This window comes from Pantoea sp. X-Soil-TKNS-1211 (genome assembly GCF_059730495.1).
In genome coordinates, this window is sequence record NZ_AP035956.1 from 353130 (window position 1) to 374398 (window position 21269).

Genomic DNA, 21269 nt, shown 5'->3' on the forward strand with positions numbered 1-21269 from the left:
TACAGGAAATTGAACTTGCCTCAAAACCAGAGACAGAAGAAGCGTCGGACTGAGTTTTTTGCAGACACGATTGCACTCATCCTCTTTTTCACAACAACTGGCATCATTAATGAACGCATAATTGCCGGAATGTCGTGGGATCAGGTGTTTCATGCGCGTCTTATCGGCGCAGCCTTAATGGTTCCGGTCGCGCGTCCCTACGGCATATGGCGGGATTGGCTTATGCTCCGCGCCAATTCGAGTCGGGGTTCTAAGCTACTGTGGGACAGTGTAGCTCTCGTCAGTTTCCAGGTACCGATCTATGCAGCCATCATTGCATTCAGTGGTGCCACAGGAGGCAGTCTGGTACGAGGCACGCTCGGTGCGGCCTTAATGATGCTCTGTCTGGGCCGCCCTTATGGTGCGTTTCTGAACTGGATCCGTACGTTGTTCGGCTTACCGCCGGGCGGTAACAAACCTATGTCTTTGAACAGCTGAATGTCCTCCCTATGCCTGAATGGATGTATCAGATAGTGCAGTATCATGCTGTATTACGTTATGATCCAACACGATACCGTAGTTTCAGATCGACGGAGGGCACTTGAGAAGCGACACACGATTATCACGAGTTTTGCACGTACTGGTACATCTGGCGTGTGATTCAGGAAACTATACCTCGCAACAACTGGCGGAGATGCTGGACACCAACGCCGCGTTGGTACGCAGAACCATGGCCGGTTTGAGGGAAGCCGGATATGTTCGATCCGAAAAAGGACATAATGGCGGCTGGTCATTAAGCTGTGACCCTGGTCAGGTCACCTTGCTGGATATCTATAAAGCCGTCGGAATAACCCACCTCTACAACCTTGGTATCAACAGGGATAATCCACACTGCCTGATAGAAAATACCGTCAACGATGAGTTAGATGTTGCGTTGAAACAGGCTGAGTCACTGTTAATGAACCGTTTAAGTGAAATAACCCTCAGTCATTTGTGTAATAAATTCAAAGAAAACAATATCTAACCCATTTAATTGTTCACAGTCCGCATCGCTGCCATTTAGCCCTAAGTGCTGTAATTTTCATGACCCCAGAATCGTCATGTTGATCTTGCACGAAATTGATCGTATCTTTTGTTGTTACATGAGTCAGGCAAATTTTCAGGAGCCTTTGTGCAACACGTTATTGAAATATCCGCTATCCAGTCATTATGGACCTGCATCGTCCTCAGCTTTGCAGCCGCCAGCATCTCTTTTACCATTACCCAGACCGAACTCTTCGTTCCTGTGCGAAACCTGGCCAATAAGATCGGCCACATGACCGGCTATTTATTCCATTGTTTCTATTGTATGAGTCACTGGGTCGTGCTGGCTGGTGTGGTCATTTATCGCCCGGTGATTATCCGTAGTGGGAATATTTATATCGACCTGGTTATTAGTACGTTCTTCACCATCACGCTGACCACGTTTACGAATGGACTGATGTTCCGATCTTTTATCAATGCCATGACAAAGAAGATGAAAGAAAAAGACCTTAAGGAAGCATTGGATAGCAAAAAATAGGAAATAAACCTTTATGCCCAAACTGGTCATATTCCACAGATTTGACTATGACCAGTTACCTTTTTTCTGAGCCAACGATAGCCTTCACTGATTATTCTTTACCCCCATAACCCCGCTCATAACTTTCTCTAATCCCTGATGAAACATTTTAATAATGATAGCAAGCGTCATCATTTTAACACCTCATGACATTCTTAAGGTTAAGCAAATGAAGAAAGTCGGCATTATTGGTTGGCGAGGGATGGTAGGTTCTGTTTTGTTACAGAGCATGCTGGAAGAGAATGATTTTCAAGACATTTCTTCACATTTTTACAGTACCTCCAGTGTGGGTGCTGCGGGTCCCGTCATTGGTGACGTCAGCTATACCCTCAAAGATGCTAATTCCATTGATGCACTGGCGAAAATGGACATCATCATTACCTGTCAGGGTGGGGATTATACAAAATCAATATATCCTGCATTGATTGAGCATGGCTGGAAAGGCTATTGGATAGATGCGGCCTCCGCTCTGCGGATGGATGAAAAGGCCTGTATTATTCTCGACCCGGTAAACCGCACAAATATTGACCGTGCAATTAAAAACGGAATTAGGCTTTTTGTCGGTGGTCACTGTTCAATTACGTTGAGCCTGATGGGACTTGCCGGGTTAATAAAGTCTGACCTAATTGAATGGATGAGTGTGATGACCTATCAGTCGGCATCCGGAGCCGGTGCTAAGCATGTGCGGGAATTAATCGCGCAAAGTGCTTATATAAGCAGCCATTTGCCTCACAATGAATTGGCAGATTCAGGATCAGTGCTGCCTTTAGTCAATAAGGTTAGTGAGTTGATTAACAGTGCTGACATGCCAATCCAGAGTTTCGGCGCGCCTTTAATGGGTAGCATAATTCCCTGGATTGACAGTGATTTAGGGGATGGCAATAGCCGTGAAGAATGGAAAGGTGAGGCCGAAACAAACAAAATTCTTGGTTTGCCTGCCGGGACGATCCCGGTTAATGGCTTGTGCATTCGGGTTGGCGTGATCCGGTGCCACAGTGCTGCAATCACCATGAAGCTTAAGCGTGAAGTCAACGAAGCAGAATTTGCAGAACTGGTTACGCATGCCCACCCATGGGTTAACTATGTGTCGAACAACAAGGAGGAGAGTGTCAGTAAATTGACACCAGCCTACATCAGCGGCTCCCTACAGGTTGGGATTGGTCGTTACAAGAAAATGGCACTTAACAACGAACCCATTTATTCGGTCCTGACTGTCGGCGATCAGCTATTGTGGGGGGCTGCGGAACCCCTGCGTCGCATGTTAAACATTCTACTTGGCAGAGTTTGATTAATGCTATTCAGGCCAATGAAGCGGGGGTTCCGGGGACATTGACCGACCAGAGAACACCTTTCCTGAATGGAAAATCTTCACCGGTGCGGGCGTGCCATCATGGATCAGTTTTTGCCTGGCAGGCCCCCCACCGCACAACTTACCTATCCCCATTTCACGCTTCCCTCTAAATATATACAGTCTAACTGTATATATTTAGGAGGGACGATGTCCGAACAGAACAAAATCGTAGTGCAGCGCTTCAATCAACAGGTGATTGCCGAAGGCAATCGACAGGCTTTTGACAACTTGGTAGCCGTTAACTTCATTAACCGCTCTGCGCCACAGGGTGTAGCTAACGACCGCGAAAGCCTCTGGCGCACCTTTGAGCTGATTCTCCGGCCAGCGCTGACTGACTTGCAGGTCAAGATTGAAGATCAAATTGCTGAACGTGATTGGGTCACAACACGTAAAACCCTGACGGGCGTACATCAAGGTGAGCTGCTGGGTGTACCGGCCACAGGAAAAAACGTGACCATCACAGTGATTGATATGGTGCGTATTGTAGAGAACAAATATGTAGAGCATTGGGGATTAAATACCCTGGCACAGTTGGTGGGCCAGCTAAGGCAGAATTAAAGCAATTTATGCAGAGCCGCCAGCCCTTTTTGCAGGTCAGTACGACCGGTCTCATCGAGCTTGTTGGCGATCTGTTCAGCGATCCACTCGGTACGTTGCATACGGGCAGACGCCAGCAAAATGCGTGCACTTTCACTCAATACAATCAACTGCGCCCGCGCATCCTGCGGGCTTTTTTGCCGCTCGATCAAACCTTGCTGTTCCAGTTCATTGATCACCAACCGCATGCTTTGATGTTTCACACCACGCAGACGCGCAAGATCTGCAATGGAAAGTTCCTTATGCAGGTGAAGTAACTCCAATGTTTCATCTTGCGAAGTGCGTACAGTAGCGGTTGCCACGCGTACAATACGCACGAAAGCACTGACAGCATGGCGCAATTCATCAGCCAGCAGTTGGGTTTCATTTGACAAAGTGACAGTTCCTGCATCGTGAAAGCGCTACAGTATACAAGATAGCGTCAGACGGAACGCCGAATTATGTTGCCCGCATGCAAAAGCTCTGGAACAGAGCCTCACTGGTTGTTCGCTGTGGCTCTCAACTCACTGTTTCACAAACATATTCAGAGTAATTCTTATCTGATTTTATGGCTTCAATAGCCTGCCGCACATAGGGTATTGTTTGCTCGGGGAGAGCCGACATTTGTTGCCAATTGACTTCGGCATGCTTGTCAGGTTCTGCCAGGAAGGGTTCGCCATGCCATTTCCGGCAGATAAAAAAATGCCCTATCCAAGAGCGATTTTCAGTCCACACATGCATGGTATGCGCCAGGGCCATTTCTGAGGCGACTACATCAACGCCAGTTTCTTCTTTTAACTCTCTGGCTGCCGCGGCTGAAAGGGTTTCTCCCTTTTCCAGCCCACCAGCTGGCAAGCTATAGCAGCCATCCATCCACCCCGTATTACATCTCCGCAACATGCAGACCTTGTCTCCTTCAAGAAGCAGGACGAATACGGCTATGGAAAGGTTATATCTGTCTCGTCTCATATTGCGGCTATCCTATCGCTGAAAGAACTGAACATATATACAGTCATTTTCGTCGTATGGATAGACAGGAAATCAAGAATGGTGGCACCAGAACAGCCAGCGTTGACCTTCATGGACGTTGACATGTCGGTAGAACCTCAGCACGTCAACATACCATTCAGAAACGCCTTTGATGATGCCTCGTTTCTTTCCAGATAGTCATTGGGCAAACTGACTAAGTTCTTGGATATTTATGACCGATAGTTTAAATGAATTTAGTTGTTTCTGGTTTAACCAGATGTGAAAGGGTGGCTACCATTTGTACTAACCAACAAAAATTGGAAAGAGTAACTGGGGCATCAGAGAAAGAGTCCATGGAATACGTGGGTTCTTTCTTTCCTGCAAAGCTAAATAATCAATTCCGCTACCTAATTATCCATTCCACACTTTTCTTACTTCACACCTTTCCCTGTTTGAGCAATAACCCGGTTGCCATCTTCTTTCGTGCAGAAACCTTACTGAATTAACCACTGGCGCACCGTCCATTTACCGTTCATAAAGTTCTGGACATGGGGTTGTCGCGCATTATTGAGGGAGTCTAAGGAACAATGTCCGCTGCTGAGTTTGTGATGGATGGAAACCATGATGGACATAGAAATTTTTGGCTTCTTCCGTAAGCGCGTGAACCATGATTGCACGTACACCGATATTCTCAGCAACCCGATAGCAACGAAGTACTGCATCGTGGAGTAAATCAGCACCAAGGCCTTCTCCACGGAATGATACGTCTACCGCCAGACGGGCCAGTATAATCACTGGAATGGGATCGGGCATGTTCCGCCTAAGACTGCCAGTGGCTTCGGTATGGTTGACGCTTCCGGTAGCCAGAGAGTAATAACCGGCTACTTGTTTTGTGTCTTTCTTACAAACAACAAAAGTTCGCGCAGCACCGAGAGCCTGATTTTTGAGGCCTCTCTGCTTTAACCAGTCATCCAGAACAGCTTCACCGCAAACGAACTCCGCCACCTGATGAAAGCTTGATAAAGGTTCTGGTGCTGTTACACGTCCCACTGAGGTTTCCTTGCCAGCAGTTTATCTATGGCAGGGTCATCTGCAACCGGAGCATCAAGCATATCGATGAACTCTGCATATTGCTCATCGTTAAAATTAAAGACTCGGCGTTCGAGGATCACATTCTCGGCAGCCTGACAGGCCATTTCCAGAATGAAGTCTGTACGTGATTTATGGAGGATTTCAGCGGCGGCATCAATGAGTGCCCGCTGCGATTCCTTGGCTCTAAGATTAAGTTGAACATCTGATTTCATGAGACACCTCCGTATAGCATTTGCTTTACAAGCATAGCACGACGGTCACGTATAGCAAACGCTATACGTTATGTTTTAAACTTTGATACCCATAAATGCTAGCGGCATACATACGGCCATAATCATGCATGAGGATCAACGCAATGCTTCTGGATAAGCTGAAAGAACTTGAATGCAGTCTTCACGATGTCAGGCGCAATGATCGGGACTGGCTTGAACTCCTACTTCACCCCGAATTTCGTGAAAACACCCGGTCCGGTGTGATGGTCAATCGTGCAGAGACAATAGAATCTCTTGTTAACGAAAGAAGTGCATCGAATATTCTTAGCAGTGACTTTCAGCTCATCAGCCCGGGCGAAAATTTCGCCATACTCCAGTACAGGTCATGTAATCCTGATGGTAGCCGAGCGTCGTTACGTTCTTCCTGCTGGGTGCGTTCTGATACATGGCAATGGCAGTTGATTTTCCATCAGGGAACACCAGAGGCAGGCAGTGAATAGGTTTCCGGGCACATGCTCATGATAAATAAAAACGAGTAGTCAGGCAGGGACGACATACGGCTTCTTATCCTTTGGTTCGCTAACTGAACATACCAGGGTAGCATGATCCCACCAAGGGTTATTATTAACGCTGATCGCAAGTACATTAAATTGTTCTTCCTGAAGCTCATTGATTAATGCCTGGAGGGGTTTCAGAGTACGCCAGGGCTGTCCCTCTCTGAGTATATGATGTTTCCCGAAATCATAAGCGGAAATGTATTCAGAATAACGAGGCGTTCCGCACATCGAGCTGACCACAAATAGCCCTTCGGGTTTGAGCAACCTTCTCACCTCTGAGAAACAGAGTTGTCTGTCATCATCAATCAGGCAATGCAAACAACTTCCGTCAATAATTAACGCGAATGCAGAATTCTTGCACTGAGAGATATGACAGACACTATTAACAAAAAAGTGTGCGGAGAGACCGACTTGCTGAAAACGATTTTTAGCCCACGTGATTGCTGTTTCAGATAGGTCGACACCCGACACATCATATCCTCGCTCAGCAAGATATTGTGCTGCCATTGCACCGTTGCCACAGCCCAGCTCCAACACCGGAGCCCCTGGTTGAGGAAGATATTGATTGATTCTGAGCCAATGAAAGATTTTTTCCTGTTGTTTTTTTGCCCGAAGATACCCCTCCCCGGCCCAGGCAATAGCTCCATTTGCAATCAATTGTCGATATTCTTTTTCATAGGGATTCATATGAAAAACACCTTTTTATCAGCAACAATACCGTCAGCTTATACACAGATACCCGATCGCGCTGCAGCCGTTTGCGCAACCCGGTTATTGTCTTTATAGACCAGGCAATTCCTGAAATTTTAATTCGCTGAGTCGTAATAACTCCGCCTCACGCCATGCTTCCCATTCCGCCCTGAGTACCTTTCTGTCTGCACCTATATGTTCATCCAACATAGCGATACTCACACAACGGTCTGCACGAAAATGTCGAAAACTCTCTCTCTTTTCGCACCAGGCGATGAGAAGGCAATGGGTCAGTTCATAGCCAAGGACAATCGGCCAGACGACTCTTTCAGAGCTAAGCCCTTCCGCAGAACGGTACTCAATCAGCAGTTTTCGACCATCGCGGATCGCTGCCCGGATTTGGCGGGTATCAGTTTTATTCGTGCCTGAGTCTGTCGGTTTAATCGCGACTGCTGATTGCTCCAGAAACTTCATCATCTTATCAGGTATGACGGAAGCTATTTTCGCCAAAACATCGTTTGCATTGTTGGCGAGTGTCGCATCGGGCAATCGCTGCACCAGTTGAACGCCCAGAAACACCGCTTCAAGTTCCTCTGCGGTGAACATTAAAGGGGGCATATCGTAATATTCACTGAGTCTGTAACCCGTACCGGCCTCGCCTTCAACCGGAACGCGTTGCCCTGCCAAATCAGCGATATCCCGATAAATGGTGCGTTTAGATACCTCAAGTTCTTCCGCCAGCCTTGCCGCGGTGACCGGCAGCTTTGTCCGTCGGAGTATCTGGATGATCTGGAAAAGTCTATCTGCACGCCGCATTTTTTTATACCTGTTGCCACCACGTTGTCAGCAGACCTGAACGATGATACTGCCGAAAGCTGCACTTCTTGCAGTCTGGAGGAAGAGTCTGTGAACTTAGTATCAATACGTCTTATCGTACAAGACATCAGAAAGGTTGTTAAATTTTATGAGCTTATTACCGGTTATCAGGCTGAATGGCTGGCCCCGCTGTTTGCCGAAATTGTCACCCCACTCGCGGTTATCGCCATAGGGAGTGAAGAGACGGTCGCTTTGTTTAAAGAAGATTGCGCACAGCCTGCGGCCAATCGTTCAGCCATTCTCGAATTTATGGTCGATGATATTGATAAGGAATTCCGCAGATTAAAAGCATGTGGTCTGGCGTTTGTCCATGAACCTAAAAATATGCCCTGGGGAAACAGAACCCTGCAGATTCGTGACCCGGAAGGTACGCTCGTGTCCCTGTTTACACCGGTAACGGAGGCTGCCATAAGCCGCTTTAAACGGTGACCGGGTAACTAGCGCTGGTTTCAAAACGGCAGATAACCTGATCTGGGCAAATGAACATTGTCTGCCATCGGCCTATCCTTAAAATCTAATACCCACAGAGTGAGTAATGCTTTAGACAAAAAGGAAGGTTGTCATGAACCGTTTTGTGATGGCGAACAGTCAGCAATGCATCGGATGTCGGGCCTGCGAAGTGGCCTGTGTGATGTCGCATAATAATGAGCAACATGTGTTGAATCCTGAGCAGTTCAGGCCGCGCATCACCGTGATTCGACATCTGCGACAACGCAATGCCGTCACCTGCCATCACTGTGAAGATGCCCCTTGCGCCCGCAGTTGCCCGAATGGTGCGATCAGCCGCATTGATGATTCAGTCCAGGTTGATCAGCAACTGTGCATCGGCTGTAAATCCTGCGTCATCGCCTGCCCTTTTGGCACCCTGGAGGTGCTGGTAACACCGGTTGGCAATGGGCAGATAAAAGCCACTGCACACAAATGCGACCTCTGCCTTGGCCGCCCCGAAGGCCCTGCCTGTGCGCAACATTGCCCCACGCAGGCGCTGCAACTGGTAAATAACGCGACGCTTACCCGTCTGGTGAAGTCGCGCCGCCTGCGAACTGCCAATGCGGAAGCGCCGCTGGGCCAGAAAGTCGGCGCGCTGTCACTTCCGGATGAACACCTCAAAGTACGGCAGATGCGGGCAACAGCAGCGCGGGGGGAACCCGATAAACTCCCGGTGACAGTGCGCAAAAACGGCTTTGATGAAATCTATCTACCCTTTCACCCAGACCAGGCATTGCGCGAGGCACAGCGTTGTCTCGCTTGTGGCGAGCACAGTATATGCGAATGGAACTGTCCCCTGCACAACCATATTCCGCAATGGGTGTCACGGGTGAAAGAGGGAGACATTGCCGCAGCCGTCGAGTTGTCGCATCAAACCAATTGCCTGCCTGAAATCACAGGCCGCGTTTGTCCACAGGATCGGTTATGTGAAAGTGCCTGCACGATACGTGACGAGTATGGATCGGTGACCATCGGTAATATTGAGCGCTATATTTCTGACCAGGCCCTGGCTCAGGGTTGGCGGCCCGATTTAAGTACAGTGCAGGCCGTGGATAAACGCGTTGCGATTATCGGTGCCGGACCCGCCGGACTGGCCTGCGCCGATGTGCTGGTACGCAACGGCATCAGCGCAACCGTGTATGACCGCCACCCGGAAATCGGTGGTTTGCTCACCTTTGGTATTCCCTCCTTTAAGCTGGATAAAACGCTGCTGGCACGTCGTCGTGAGATCTTCAGCGCGATGGGCATCCGTTTCGAGTTGAACTGCGAGATTGGCAAAGACATCACGCTCGAAGCCTTGTTGAGTGACTATGACGCCGTGTTTATTGGCGTCGGGACTTACCACTCAATGAAGGCAAACTTACCTGGCGAGGATGCACCGGGGGTCTGTGATGCACTACCGTTTTTAATTGCTAACACCAGACAATTGATGGGACTACCGGACAGTGCAGAGCAGCCGTTTATCAACACCGCAGGTCTGAATGTCGTGGTACTGGGCGGCGGAGATACCGCGATGGATTGTGTGCGTACATCAATACGCCACGGGGCACATAAAGTGACCTGTGCTTACCGTCGTAACGAGGCCAATATGCCCGGATCACGGAAAGAGGTGAAAAACGCCCGCGATGAGGGCGCAGAGTTTGAATTTAATGTGCAACCCCTGCAACTGGAACTGGACGACAGCGGCAACGTTTGTGGCATCCGTCTGCTGCGCACACAACCCGGCGAGCCAGATGCTTCAGGGCGTCGTCAACCGGTACCGATTGAGGGCAGTGAATTTGTGATGCCTGCTGATATCGTGATTATGGCATTTGGCTTTAATCCGCATGCCATGCCGTGGCTGGAGAGCCAGAACGTCTGCCTGGATAATCGGGGACGTATCGCCGCCAGCGTTAACAGCACGTTCCGTTATCAGACCACGAATCCGCAAATCTTTGCCGGTGGAGATGCCGTGCGCGGCGCCGATTTGGTGGTCACGGCAATGGCGGAAGGTCGCCATGCGGCACAGGGGATGATGGACTGGTTGGGGGTGAAATCACCGGCCAGGCATTAACACACCGGACAAAACATAGCGGAAGTCAGCAAACGTGGGCCTTTGCATTGACCTCATTACTCAGGCTAACTACATGATGTATAAGCTGAGATGTAAGAATTACCCTCAGTTTTCACCTCCGCAATGTGTAGTTATTGCCCTTCCTGTTTGCCTGAAGGTGTAGTCATCACCCTCACGTTCAGAATGGGCAGATGTAGAAATTGCCCTCGGCAGAGCCGCAGCAAAAGTCAGGTGTAGAAAATACCCTCAATGTTTGATTGAGAACCTGATTTGAACCAACAAATGTAGTTTTTGCCCTCAAAAGCGCCGACTTCAGTGGACGCAAGAATCGGAGATGGTGAAATCATGTAGTTTTTGCCATCAACTGAGGGCAAAAACTACATCCGCAAAACATCGGATGTGGTCAAAATGCCCTCAACCACGACACGGACAGAAAAATGGAGTGCAAAAAAATCACCAATATTCAATTTGGTAGCGTGTAATGTGTAGGATTTGCCCTCAGGCTAAAGTCGCTAAAGAGCTTTGAAGTTTACCAGGAAGAAGATGTAGAAATTGCCCTCAGTTCTCTGTTTCCACCCGAGCAGAAGATGTAGAAATCACCCTCAAATACTTTCGTCCAGTACTGGGGAAAGGTGTAGAAATTGCCCTTAGCTTTGCTGGTAGGTGAACTGAAAATGCGTGATACGATTACCTGATTTCTTTTCACTATAAGTGATTGTCATATGGGTCTTTTCTTTGATTTCTTTGACGGCTTTGACCAGAAAACCACGCTTAAACTCCGCCATCTTCAGGTAGGACTTCGGCAATCCGTAGCGTTCAATCATCCACTCCACGCCCAGGATAGCAAAGCCAGAACCTTCAGCATTCTTGTACTGGCAAAGTGACTCATAGAGACGAATGGCATAGGGATTGGTGATACCGGCAACGTCCTTGATTTTAATCTTCGTGAACCGCTTCTCGAGTGAGGTGAAGAAAGGCATCAGATAGGGGTTCAGGTGAACAATGTAGGTGCCGCGCCGCGGAGAGTAAGCTTTCTTTATCATCCACGGATAAACCTCACTCCCCTTCTCGTTTCCTTCATCCTCTTCAGGGCGAAAAATACATACTTCCTTGGCTGTGAACCCTGCCAGGGCATTACGGATATCTTTGCTGGCTTCTGTTGAGGGCAAATTATACATCTCGGCGTATTCAGCAACGGTAAACTCACACAGACCCGCCGATTTATCACCGCCCTTTGTGGCGTTACGAATACGACCTACCGCAAGGAAAAGGATGCGTTTCTGGTCACGCGTCAAGTGGTATGCAGCTTCAGTCATCTCATTGGATTGAGCAATGATCTTACTTACCGGCATTACCGATGCCACCAGCGTCAAAACTTGCCTGTATTTATCCACCGATTCCGATCCTCTGTTGATCCATGTGCGTAAATTTGCTTTTTGAGGGCAGTTTCTACATGTGCCAAGGGCAGATATTACACATGCTGAGGGCGATTTCTACATCAAATCAGGGCAATCTCTACATCTACTGAGGGTAATTTCTACATATTGATCCTTCTCAGGCCGCTTATAGCAAGGTCCAGGAGCGCGCTAAAAAGGTTTAAAAAGAGATAACAATATAAAAAATATTAAAAATATCTCTGTGGGTAAGTGGAAAACTCATTTTATGAATGGCAAGGATCGTGGCGGTGATCAATAACTATCCCGCATGATGAACAAATGGGATCCATCACATCAGCCTGTTGATAAACCGTGGCATTCTGCGCTCCAGATTTATGGTTATGTGATGCCCATCAAAAGACTGACGCGGAAGCGAGTTTCTCTATGTTGGCAGCGACATACTTCATCTTTCACCGGATCCCTTCGGATAACGTACCGCCCTATCGGTACTGAGATGAGGGAAGTGCAATGGATAAGCTGTTATACGGTGTCGCCTATTATCGTGAATATATGCCGGTAGAACGGCTGGATGAGGACATCCGTCTGATGAAAGCGGCAGGGATTAACGTGGTACGCATTGCTGAAAGCACCTGGAGCAGTTATGAACGCCGGGATGGTGAGTTCGATTTCTCCGCTGTGCTGACCGTACTCGAACGCATGTATGCAAACCAGATTGCCGTGATTATCGGCACCCCTACCTACGCCATTCCTGCATGGCTGGCTAAAAAACACCCTTCCGTGATGGCCACCACACCGCAGGGAGTAAACAAATACGGCCATCGTCAGAAAATGGACATCACCAGCCCAATCTATCTGCGTTACGCCGAACGTATTATTCGCGCGTTACTGGCTGCAACAGCGCACCATCCTGCGGTGATCGGATACCAGATAGATAACGAAACGAAGTACTACGACACTTGTGGTGAACATGTACAGAGGGATTTCGTCGGGTATCTGAAGCAACGTTTTGCTGGTGATCTGGAAAAACTCAATGCGGAGTACGGGCTGGATTACTGGAGCAACCGTATTGATGACTGGGAAGATTTTCCTCCGCTGGAAAGCACCATCAATGCCAGCCTCGGTGCCGCCTTTCAGCAGTATCAGCGTGATCTGGTCACAGATTTTCTCGCCTGGCAAGCGAAGCTGGTCAGTGAATATCGATTGCCAGACCAGTTCATCACCCACAACTTTGATTTCGAGTGGCGGACCTGGTCCTTTGGCGTGCGGGGCGAGGTTGATCACTTCTCCGCGTCATCAGTCCTTGATATCACCGGCGTAGATATTTATCACCCCAGCCAGCATCAGCTTACCGGGGCCGAAATCGCCTTCTGTGGGGATATCGCGCGCACGACCAAAGACAGCAACTATCTGGTGCTGGAAACCCAGGCACAAGCATTCAAGAACTGGACACCTTATCCGGGGCAACTGCGGCAGCAGGCTTTCAGCCATATTGCCTCTGGTGCCGCCATGATCGGATACTGGCACTGGCATTCACTGCATAACGCCTACGAAACCTACTGGAAAGGATTGCTCAGCCACGATCTGCAACCCAACCCTGTGTATGACGAAGCCAGGGAGACTGGACAGGCACTGGCACGCCTGTCGCCGCAGCTCTCCGGGTTGAAAAAGCAAAACCGGGTGGCACTACTGGTCAGCAACAATTCGCTGACAGCGGTGGACTGGCATCCCTGGCAGGGACATCAATTCGAGCGTCATAAAGAACATCAGTACAACGACCTGATTCGCAGCTACTACGACACCCTCTACCGACGAAATATTGAAGTCGATATTCTGACTGTGGATGATCCACGCCTGTCCCGATACGCGCTGTTGATCGCACCGCTGCTCTATGCCGTTTCTGATGCCTCACTGCATCGGTTAAATCAGTTTGTGGCTGACGGCGGTCATATTCTGTATTCCTTCAAATCTGGCTTTGCCAATGAGCATCTGAAGGTGCGACACGAACGTCAGCCTGCGGTCATTCGTGAGACATTGGGAGCAAGTTATCAGCTGTTTGTCGAACCGCAGGATGTCACCCTGCATTCAGACGTGCTGGATATCCCGCCTGAATCAGCAGCGGTCAGCCACTGGATGGAGTTACTGGAGGTCGATAGCCCGGATACCGAAGTTTGGGCGCGCTATCAGCATCCTTACTGGAAAAAATACGCTGCCATTGTGCATAAGCGCCACGGTGCAGGTACGGCAACCTATATTGGCTGCCATATCAGCCAAACTGCTCTGGACAATGTGCTGACACGCCTGGAGCACAGGATTGAACTACACAGCGGGGCTGAAACACTTCATTTTCCTCTTATCGTAAAACGCGCGATCAACCGTGCCGGCAATACGGTGCTGTTTTATTTCAACTATTCCCGTGAGTCCCAGGAGATCACCTTGCCGTTCAGCAGAGGCCGGGAATTGCTGAGCGACAGGTGTTATCAGCAGGGTGATACGCTGACCCTGGCTGACTGGGGTGTGGCAATTTTTGAACTGGAGAACGCGTGATGGCACAACCTACTACTCACGAAGACCTGCAACGTATCGGTATCCGCGAACGCCTGGCTTTTGGTGTCGGAGATTATGGTACGAACCTGACTTACACGTTGATGGTCACTTTCCTGGCGTTTTTCTACACCGACGTGGTGGGAATGCCTGCGTTGCTGATTGGTTCGCTGATGTTTTTTGCCCGCGTACTTGATGGCATCATCTGTATTTTCGTTGGTATCCGCATTGATAAAACGCGCTCCCGGATGGGTAAAGCCCGGCCGTGGGTACTCTGGACTGCCGTCCCCTTTGGTCTGTCGGCATTTTTAATGGCCACCGTTCCGGACGTCAGCTATGGCTTTAAGGTCGCGTATGTCTGTATTACTTATCTGCTGGCTAATATTTTCTTCACTGCAAACAACATCGCGTATGGCTCGCTGCTGGCGCTCATCACGCGCGATAACTACCAGCGCGGTATCCTCAGCGTATTCCGTAAGGGACTTTCAACCTGTGGTTCCCTGACGGTGGGCGTTTTCACCCTGCCACTGGTCGCATTCTTTGGTAATGGCAGGACGTCCTGGATAATCGTGTTCGCTATTCTGGGCTTTTTCACTGCGTTTTTCCTGCTGCTGACGGCACTGGGCACACGCGAGCGCGTAGAGCCTGTGAGCCAGGATAACAGTCAGCGAATCAACGCTCGTCAGGTCATGCATTCAATGATGGCCAACCGCTACTGGTTAATTATCTTCTTCTATCTGCTGATTACGTTTACCAGCCTGACGGCACTTTCCGCAGTAGGGGTTTATTACTCGAAGTACATTTTGTCTGATGTTTCACTGATTGCTTATATCAGCATGGCGCAGTACATACCGGGCCTACTCACCCTGATGATTATTCCCGTACTGCTGAAAAAACTGGGCAAGCGGCGGCTGGCGGCGCTTGGATTGCTGGTGTGTTGTGTGGCTTACCTGATCCCGTTATTCAATAAACAGGATGCGCTATTTGTCATCGTATCAACGGCGGTTCGAAGTGTAGGCTTTTGCGGCATTGGTGCCACCATGTTCGCATTACTGGCCGACACCATCGATTACGGGGAATGGCGCACAGGTTTGCGCATTGAAGGGATCTTGTTCAGCGCGGGTACGCTTGGACAGACGCTGGGGATGGGACTCGGTACTGCCAGTGTAGGCTGGATATTGGGCGCAGCGGGTTTTGTCAGTGGCGGAAATGTTGCTCAGTCGGCCACCGTCATCCAGACCATTGAGTTCATGTTCATCGTCTTCCCGCTGTTGCTGGCTGCCATTAATCTGGTACTGCTCTGGTTTTATAAGCTGGATGACTTTTACGAAACGGTTGCACATGACTTATCTGCCGGACGTTACCAGCAGGCTGATGTACCTGCACTTTCACCCGCTGAAGAGAGACTACAAAGTCAGGGGTGAGCTTCGCCGCAAATCTGACAGGCAACGTCAATCTGCGCCCGTCGTTGCCGTTATACTTCCCGCAATTCAACAATCGGACGGGTGATGATGGCGGAGCTGAGCGACACAGAAATGGTGAACTACTCACCGCTTATGAGGCGTTTCACCTTTAATGCATTTATGGTGTCTGGGTTCACCCCGATAAGTCCCGGCAGCAGGCTCGATTTCTTCATACACCGCCCTGAAGGCATGCAAGGATATATGCTCAACTTGACGCTTAAAGGTGAAGGCGTCATTCGTCACGCGGACGGTGAGTTTCATTGTGTTGCAGATGAGATGTTGCTGTTCCCTCCGGGCGTTCTCCACCATTATGGCCGGGCAAAGGAAAGCCCGGCGTGGGATCACTTATGGATTTATTTCATCCCGCGTCCTTACTGGATTGACTGGCTGCACTGGGATCGCACCGAGGGGAATATTGGCCGTACGCCGCTGACCAGCTCCGCTGAAAGCAAGCACCTGGCGGATCAGTTCAAGGACGTGATTCGCTGGAATGCTGCATCAGAACCACTTTCTGAAGCTATGGCAATGAACACGCTTGAACGCATTATTCTCGAGTTATTCCAGCGTCAACCTGCCAGTAACCACCATAACAGGGACCCTCGTATCCAGACGGTATGCCATTTCCTGAATGAGCATCTCGCGGAAGATGTACGTATTGATGATCTGGCCAGAATGACCTATCTCTCCTCTTCCAGGCTGACTCACATCTTCAGAAAAGAGATGGGGGATACTATTTTTGGCTGGCGCGAAAAACAGCGCATCTCCCGTGCCTGTGATTTGCTGCAACAGACACAGCTTTCGATAACCCAGATTGCGCGCGCAGTCGGTTACGAGGATCCGCTCTATTTTTCTCGCATCTTTAGCCAGCATCACCACCTTAGCCCGCGTGAGTATCGTAAGAAGTTTGAGCGTATCCCACTTTTCTAGTTCAGATGATGCTCACTTCTGCCCTGTGGGGATACACAACTATCCGAATGTCACCTCCCCGCTAAATGCCCGGGACACAGCGATTGTGGCCTCTGACACTTTGGTTAAGTCCCCTCCCCTTCCATCTGGTACAACGTGACCAGGGAGAGACACATCAGATTCTCAGCACCAGACTCACCTACCTCACCCTCTGGACATGCTTGAGATAAGTAACTTTTAATTCAATTAGTTAAGTAGTTTTCTTTCAGGCGAACCAGATGTCGTTGCATCAGTAACCATCGCCAAAATACACAAATACTCATTTACTCATATGAAACTAACCGTATTTACACATTAACTCATATGTGTTTTACTTCATATGAGTCATAACTCATATGAAACATTGAGGATTTGAGCATGAAGATTATTTCCTTCCTGAACCCAAAAGGCGGTTCAGGAAAAACCACCGTCACTATTAATGTCAGTAGTTGCCTTGCAGCCAGTGGAAAAAAAGTTGCCGTAGTCGACACAGACCCACAGATGAGTCTGACAAACTGGAACAAGAACGAAAAAGCACGCTTTGATGTTTATACCGCCTCTTCCGAAAAAGATGTCTATCAGGTGCGTAAAGAACTCAGCGAATATGACTACGTCATCATCGACGGTGCCGGTTCTCTTTCTGTCATCACTTCTGCGGCAGTTATGGTCAGTGATCTCATCATTATTCCGGTTACGCCAAGCCCACTGGATTTCTCCGCCTCTGGTTCCGTTGTCACCGTACTTGAAGCGCAGGCGTATAATCGCCCGGTCGAAGCCCGCTTCCTGATTACGCGTAAGATCGAGCAAGCGAAGATGCTCAGCGTTCTGAAGGACAGCATTGCCCAGACTGGCATCAAGGCGCTTAAAACTGCGATTAACCAACGACAGAGCTACGTCAAATCCGTCCTGGATGGTGACAGTGTGTTTGAGACATCAGATGGTGCAGCGAAAGGCGAAATCCAAATCCTGACCAGAGAGATAGAGTCTTTTTTTGAGTAACCACTAAATGAGTTAATACTCATACACACTTATACTCATATGGGTATATACTCATTTAAGTAAAAACGCCTTTACACAAACACTCATTTAGAGAGATGACGATTATGGCACTGCAAAAGAAGCACTCATCAGCGACGATGACCTTTGGAGAGCATAGGGACCTTGGTAAAATTGTCTCTTCACCAGCGCAACTTGGTTCGGATAAGCAGAAACGGGTTAATGTAAACTTCGACGAAGCCAAACATGCACGTTTCAAAGCAGCCTGCGCAAAGCGCGGCACTAACATTACAGTGGTTATCAATGACCTTGTAGATCAATGGCTTAGTGATAATGAGTAAATGAGCTTTTGAGCTTTTGAGCTTTTGAGCTTTTGAGCTTTTGAGCTTTTGAGCTTTTGAGCTTTTGAGCTTTTGAGCTTTTGAGAGTATAAAGCTAACTCATATATGTAAATGAGTTTATACTCAAATAAGTAAATACCCATTTGAGTAAATTTACTGATGTATATCTTCCCGAGCCGACCTGCAATCTATGGGCATATGGAGTAAAAGCGCATTTACTCAAAAGAAGTAATGAGTTTTTACTCATATAACCTTATGCACATTTACTCAAATGAAGTTCCATTTCCCGTACTGGAATGCTGAATCATGTAGTAACGCCAGTTGCAGTCATGCCTTTCCTGTCAGTGAGCAGGACTTCCACTGAAATATCAGAAGCAGTAACTCATACGAACAGTCGCAGTTTTTAATCAAGTTCAGGGGAAAGTTAGACCGAAAACCTGGTAATGGGCTTGTACTCAGATCAGTACTTACACATAATTTCACTTACTCACTTACTCACTTACTCACTTACTCACTTACTCACTTACTCACTTACTCACTTACTCACTTACTCACTTACTCATAAGTTACTTTCAGACTTCACGATACAATCCTTCTTCCTCAACGCTCCAAAAGCTGAGTACCGTCTTCCAGTGTAAAAATGATAATCGTTCGGCAGAAACTGAAATGAGCCAATTTACTCAAATGAGTAGTTGAGTAGTTGAGTAGTTGAGTAGTTGAGTAGTTGAGTAGTTGAGTAGTTGAGTAGTTGAGTAGTTGAGTAGTTGAGTAGTTGAGTAGTTGAGTAGTTGAGTAGTTGAGTAGTTGAGTATGTATCGGATTTTGTATCCTTGGAAGTAATTTATTGTTTATTAGTATAAAAAATAAAACTTATTTACTCATTTGTGTTTTTACTCAACCATCAATTCATTGGGAATTTATTCCAAGGTGTGTCTACAAGTACCAGCCAGCCTGCTTTAATGCGAATGAAAAGTATGGAAGGGAACAGGGGGTGGCTGGTCAACGCCAGGGTTTTAAGAACCCACAATTTATAAAATCTGGTGGCGGTTAACGTTGGGCTGAATTCCTGGCGCAATGAAACATGCCTGCAGTTTACAGCAGGAATGTAATCCTGGGTTCCGCTACTATATCGTCATACAAAATGATAGCTAAGAGGCAAAGGAGAAGAGGATGCCGGAAAAGAAAGCCAAGGCCAGGAAGAATGCCACTCCGACCCCGCATGATCTTGCGTTTAAACAATTTCTGACCCATCCCGATACCGCACGGGATTTCATGCAACTGCACCTCCCGGCAGACCTGCAAGCCGTCTGTGACTTTACGACCCTGAAGCTGGAGTCGGGAAGTTTTGTCGAGGAAAACCTTCGTCCCTACTTCAGCGATGTGCTTTACAGTCTGAAAACCACAACCGGCGATGAAGGTTATATACATGTGCTCATTGAGCATCAGTCCACTCCGGACAAACATATGGCGTTCAGACTTTTTCGTTACGCGGTGGCTGCCATGCAGCGCCACCTCGATGCCGGGCATAAAAAGCTTCCGCTGGTGATTCCGGTATTGTTTTATACCGGCAGGTGCAGTCCTTATCCGTATTCGACTCGCTGGCTGGATGAATTCAGCGATCCGGTTCTCGCCGGAAAACTCTACAGCGGTGAATTCCCGCTGGTTGATGTGACGGTCATTCCTGATGAAGAAATCATGGGCCGCCGCAGTATGGCCGCACTGACTCTGCTGCAGAAACACATTTATCAGCGCGACCTGACAGATCTGCTGGATAAGCTGGCCACTTTGCTTCTGACAGAACACATAACAGGACAGCAGCTTTCTTCACTGATAAACTACCTTATCCAGGCAGGCGAGACTTCAGACGCAGAAGCCTTTGTACGCAACCTGGCACAGCGGGTGCCGCAACATGAGGATGAACTGATGACCATCGCACAGCAGCTTGAACAGAAGGGCATTGAAAAGGGCATCGAACAGGGTATCCGGCTCGGTGAGCAACGAGGTATAGAGAAAGGCAAACTCGAAGTTGCCCGTAACATGCTGCAGAACGGAGTAGATCGCAACACCGTTATGAAAATGACCGGTCTAACCGAAGACGATCTTGCCCAGATCCGCCACTAATCCACTCTTCATTTTCTTCTCCCTGCATTTCCGATTGTTCAGATAAGCCGGAGCAGGGAGATTAAACGTGTGTTCCTGCTTGTAAGCATCAGTTTCTCTACAATGATCCAGCGCTATTCAAAACGACTATCGCAATTTGAGGGCGAACGGAACAACTGGATGTATAGTCGTCAAATTGCCCACACCATCTTGCATGCACCGTCACGAGAATGATTGGCTAGGTTGAAGGCTATCTGGCACAACTCCATCACTGAACCACTCCCCAGCTTTGAAGGACAGCTGTTTACTCATGACCTGAAGCGTTCCTGGCAAGCCCAAGACGTTAGGATGACAGCAGACGTATATGACTACTATAGAGAGTAAGTTTACTCACTACAGCAGTCTTCTGTATTCGGCAACAGACAGGGGACGGTATTGATAGAAGAGTGTGGTTACTCTTTGAGGTTGGAATGCCATGAATGAGCTCATTTTCTTTAACTCTCTAAAGTCGTCATACACTCACTACAGTGGTCATTTGAGATATTGGTACCCGACCTGATGAGATCTCCTTTTGATATCTGCTTGTCTAAATACGGATCATTCATCTCTTCATCGAGAAAGCAGTTAGATCGGTTTTAATAAATTGACGAAGAAAAACACAACGCGGATGCATGCCCTTCCAGAGAAGACTTTTCCTCATTATCCACAGGCCAGATCCAATTATTCGATCCTAATATGATCCTAGTTAGATCCTTAACAGATCCCACCAGCGCTGAAACCCTTGATAGATATGGCTTAGACGGATGTTGACGACTGCTGTGGAGAGAGGAATGACTACTGTATTGAGTTGATTGACCGCTACAGAGAGTGCTGGTGACTGCTATGCCGAGTACTCCATGACTGCTGTAGTGAGTAAATGCTTGATTTGGTTGTTTATAAGTCAAAACGTGCAAAGTCTGAGCTAAGCCGCGTCGTAAGCGTGATCAACTGGCTCTCTAAATTTTCGGTGATTACGTTTCAAAGAGTTATGCACAACAAACTA

Annotated in this window: 21 protein-coding genes; 14 read left to right on the forward strand and 7 right to left on the reverse strand. The window is 48.3% G+C overall.

The annotated features are described in order from the left end of the window. The first annotated feature begins 15 nt into the window (after positions 1 to 15). The 5 genes from alaE to AC6I8W_RS26520 all read left to right on the forward strand — a co-directional run bounded on the left by alaE (position 16) and on the right by AC6I8W_RS26520 (position 3488). The gene (gene alaE / locus AC6I8W_RS26500) at positions 16 to 477 is read left to right on the forward strand and encodes an L-alanine exporter AlaE (RefSeq protein WP_497839234.1); all 462 of its coding nucleotides are present in this window, start codon (positions 16 to 18) and stop codon (positions 475 to 477) included. A gap of 103 nt (positions 478 to 580) precedes the next feature. Then, positions 581 to 1003 (forward strand): Rrf2 family transcriptional regulator, encoded by a 423-nt coding sequence (locus tag AC6I8W_RS26505; RefSeq protein ID WP_497839235.1) that lies wholly within the window; start codon positions 581 to 583, stop codon positions 1001 to 1003. Positions 1004 to 1150: 147 nt separating this feature from the next. Next, the gene (locus tag AC6I8W_RS26510; RefSeq protein WP_497839236.1) at positions 1151 to 1540 is read left to right on the forward strand and encodes a DUF1360 domain-containing protein; all 390 of its coding nucleotides are present in this window, start codon (positions 1151 to 1153) and stop codon (positions 1538 to 1540) included. 208 nt (positions 1541 to 1748) lie between these two features. After that, a complete protein-coding gene (asd, locus tag AC6I8W_RS26515) occupies positions 1749 to 2867 on the forward strand; it encodes an aspartate-semialdehyde dehydrogenase (RefSeq protein ID WP_497839237.1) in 1119 nt (372 codons plus the stop codon). Between the two features lie 210 nt (positions 2868 to 3077). Continuing rightward, positions 3078 to 3488 (forward strand): ester cyclase, encoded by a 411-nt coding sequence (locus tag AC6I8W_RS26520; protein WP_497839238.1) that lies wholly within the window; start codon positions 3078 to 3080, stop codon positions 3486 to 3488. Here the strand turns inward: AC6I8W_RS26520 and AC6I8W_RS26525 are convergent. From AC6I8W_RS26525 to AC6I8W_RS26540, 4 genes are all read right to left on the reverse strand, one after another. Then, complete coding sequence (locus AC6I8W_RS26525; RefSeq protein ID WP_497839239.1) at positions 3485 to 3901, reverse strand: MarR family winged helix-turn-helix transcriptional regulator; 417 nt, start codon at positions 3899 to 3901, stop codon at positions 3485 to 3487. The genes AC6I8W_RS26520 and AC6I8W_RS26525 overlap by 4 nt on opposite strands. 124 nt (positions 3902 to 4025) lie before the next feature. Further along, the gene (locus AC6I8W_RS26530; RefSeq protein WP_497839240.1) at positions 4026 to 4475 is read right to left on the reverse strand and encodes an NUDIX hydrolase; all 450 of its coding nucleotides are present in this window, start codon (positions 4473 to 4475) and stop codon (positions 4026 to 4028) included. 564 nt (positions 4476 to 5039) lie between these two features. Next, positions 5040 to 5525 carry a GNAT family N-acetyltransferase gene (locus AC6I8W_RS26535; protein WP_497839241.1) on the reverse strand — a complete coding sequence of 162 codons (486 nt, stop codon included), beginning with the start codon at positions 5523 to 5525 and terminating at the stop codon, positions 5040 to 5042. Continuing rightward, on the reverse strand, positions 5513 to 5779 hold the full coding sequence (locus AC6I8W_RS26540) for a type II toxin-antitoxin system TacA family antitoxin (protein WP_497839242.1): 267 nt from the start codon (positions 5777 to 5779) through the stop codon (positions 5513 to 5515). The genes AC6I8W_RS26535 and AC6I8W_RS26540 overlap by 13 nt, the downstream gene beginning before the upstream one ends. A 143-nt stretch (positions 5780 to 5922) precedes the next feature. Here AC6I8W_RS26540 and AC6I8W_RS26545 point away from each other — a divergent pair, with 143 nt between their 5' ends. Then, positions 5923 to 6279, forward strand: coding sequence for a nuclear transport factor 2 family protein (locus AC6I8W_RS26545; protein ID WP_497839243.1), 357 nt, complete (start codon positions 5923 to 5925; stop codon positions 6277 to 6279). Between the two features lie 39 nt (positions 6280 to 6318). Here AC6I8W_RS26545 and AC6I8W_RS26550 read toward each other — a convergent pair whose 3' ends face one another. Beyond that, entirely contained in the window at positions 6319 to 7023 is a 705-nt protein-coding gene (locus AC6I8W_RS26550) for a class I SAM-dependent methyltransferase (protein ID WP_497839244.1), read from the reverse strand. Positions 7024 to 7116: 93 nt separating this feature from the next. Next, the gene (locus tag AC6I8W_RS26555) at positions 7117 to 7842 is read right to left on the reverse strand and encodes a helix-turn-helix transcriptional regulator (protein ID WP_497839245.1); all 726 of its coding nucleotides are present in this window, start codon (positions 7840 to 7842) and stop codon (positions 7117 to 7119) included. Between the two features lie 90 nt (positions 7843 to 7932). Here AC6I8W_RS26555 and AC6I8W_RS26560 point away from each other — a divergent pair, with 90 nt between their 5' ends. Both AC6I8W_RS26560 and aegA read left to right on the forward strand, forming a co-directional pair. Further along, a complete protein-coding gene (locus AC6I8W_RS26560; RefSeq protein WP_497839246.1) occupies positions 7933 to 8331 on the forward strand; it encodes a VOC family protein in 399 nt (132 codons plus the stop codon). Positions 8332 to 8464: 133 nt separating this feature from the next. Then, positions 8465 to 10444 (forward strand): formate-dependent uric acid utilization protein AegA, encoded by a 1980-nt coding sequence (aegA, locus tag AC6I8W_RS26565; RefSeq protein ID WP_497839247.1) that lies wholly within the window; start codon positions 8465 to 8467, stop codon positions 10442 to 10444. Between the two features lie 647 nt (positions 10445 to 11091). Here the strand turns inward: aegA and AC6I8W_RS26570 are convergent. After that, positions 11092 to 11796 (reverse strand): RepB family plasmid replication initiator protein, encoded by a 705-nt coding sequence (locus tag AC6I8W_RS26570; protein WP_497839391.1) that lies wholly within the window; start codon positions 11794 to 11796, stop codon positions 11092 to 11094. Between the two features lie 552 nt (positions 11797 to 12348). On the opposite strand from AC6I8W_RS26570, the gene AC6I8W_RS26575 reads away from it, so the two are divergent. The 6 genes from AC6I8W_RS26575 to AC6I8W_RS26600 all read left to right on the forward strand — a co-directional run bounded on the left by AC6I8W_RS26575 (position 12349) and on the right by AC6I8W_RS26600 (position 20248). Next, positions 12349 to 14385, forward strand: coding sequence for a beta-galactosidase (locus AC6I8W_RS26575; protein ID WP_497839248.1), 2037 nt, complete (start codon positions 12349 to 12351; stop codon positions 14383 to 14385). Then, positions 14385 to 15806, forward strand: a complete 1422-nt coding sequence (locus AC6I8W_RS26580; RefSeq protein ID WP_497839249.1) for an MFS transporter — start codon at positions 14385 to 14387, stop codon at positions 15804 to 15806. Before AC6I8W_RS26575 ends, AC6I8W_RS26580 begins: the two co-directional genes overlap by 1 nt. An 84-nt stretch (positions 15807 to 15890) precedes the next feature. Continuing rightward, a complete protein-coding gene (gene araC / locus AC6I8W_RS26585; RefSeq protein ID WP_497839250.1) occupies positions 15891 to 16772 on the forward strand; it encodes an arabinose operon transcriptional regulator AraC in 882 nt (293 codons plus the stop codon). A 396-nt stretch (positions 16773 to 17168) separates the two neighbouring features. After that, a complete protein-coding gene (gene parA, locus AC6I8W_RS26590) occupies positions 17169 to 17789 on the forward strand; it encodes a ParA family partition ATPase (RefSeq protein ID WP_497839251.1) in 621 nt (206 codons plus the stop codon). Between the two features lie 104 nt (positions 17790 to 17893). Continuing rightward, entirely contained in the window at positions 17894 to 18127 is a 234-nt protein-coding gene (locus AC6I8W_RS26595) for a plasmid partition protein ParG (protein WP_497839252.1), read from the forward strand. A gap of 1170 nt (positions 18128 to 19297) precedes the next feature. Beyond that, positions 19298 to 20248: an Rpn family recombination-promoting nuclease/putative transposase gene (locus AC6I8W_RS26600; RefSeq protein WP_497839253.1), complete on the forward strand. Its 951-nt coding sequence runs from the start codon at positions 19298 to 19300 to the stop codon at positions 20246 to 20248. Positions 20249 to 21269: the final 1021 nt, after the last annotated feature.

Bases quoted from the DNA above. Each gene is read 5' to 3' on its own strand.
- AC6I8W_RS26600 (WP_497839253.1), top strand. From the start codon at position 19,298: ATGCCGGAAAAGAAAGCCAAGGCCAGGAAGAATGCCACTCCGACCCCG.
- aegA (WP_497839247.1), top strand. From the start codon at position 8,465: ATGAACCGTTTTGTGATGGCGAACAGTCAGCAATGCATCGGATGTCGG.
- AC6I8W_RS26555 (WP_497839245.1), bottom strand. From the start codon at position 7,842: ATGCGGCGTGCAGATAGACTTTTCCAGATCATCCAGATACTCCGACGG.
- araC (WP_497839250.1), top strand. From the start codon at position 15,891: ATGATGGCGGAGCTGAGCGACACAGAAATGGTGAACTACTCACCGCTT.
- AC6I8W_RS26540 (WP_497839242.1), bottom strand. From the start codon at position 5,779: ATGAAATCAGATGTTCAACTTAATCTTAGAGCCAAGGAATCGCAGCGG.
- AC6I8W_RS26575 (WP_497839248.1), top strand. From the start codon at position 12,349: ATGGATAAGCTGTTATACGGTGTCGCCTATTATCGTGAATATATGCCG.
- parA (WP_497839251.1), top strand. From the start codon at position 17,169: ATGAAGATTATTTCCTTCCTGAACCCAAAAGGCGGTTCAGGAAAAACC.
- AC6I8W_RS26550 (WP_497839244.1), bottom strand. From the start codon at position 7,023: ATGAATCCCTATGAAAAAGAATATCGACAATTGATTGCAAATGGAGCT.
- AC6I8W_RS26570 (WP_497839391.1), bottom strand. From the start codon at position 11,796: ATGCCGGTAAGTAAGATCATTGCTCAATCCAATGAGATGACTGAAGCT.
- AC6I8W_RS26530 (WP_497839240.1), bottom strand. From the start codon at position 4,475: ATGAGACGAGACAGATATAACCTTTCCATAGCCGTATTCGTCCTGCTT.
- AC6I8W_RS26520 (WP_497839238.1), top strand. From the start codon at position 3,078: ATGTCCGAACAGAACAAAATCGTAGTGCAGCGCTTCAATCAACAGGTG.
- asd (WP_497839237.1), top strand. From the start codon at position 1,749: ATGAAGAAAGTCGGCATTATTGGTTGGCGAGGGATGGTAGGTTCTGTT.
- AC6I8W_RS26545 (WP_497839243.1), top strand. From the start codon at position 5,923: ATGCTTCTGGATAAGCTGAAAGAACTTGAATGCAGTCTTCACGATGTC.
- AC6I8W_RS26580 (WP_497839249.1), top strand. From the start codon at position 14,385: ATGGCACAACCTACTACTCACGAAGACCTGCAACGTATCGGTATCCGC.
- AC6I8W_RS26595 (WP_497839252.1), top strand. From the start codon at position 17,894: ATGGCACTGCAAAAGAAGCACTCATCAGCGACGATGACCTTTGGAGAG.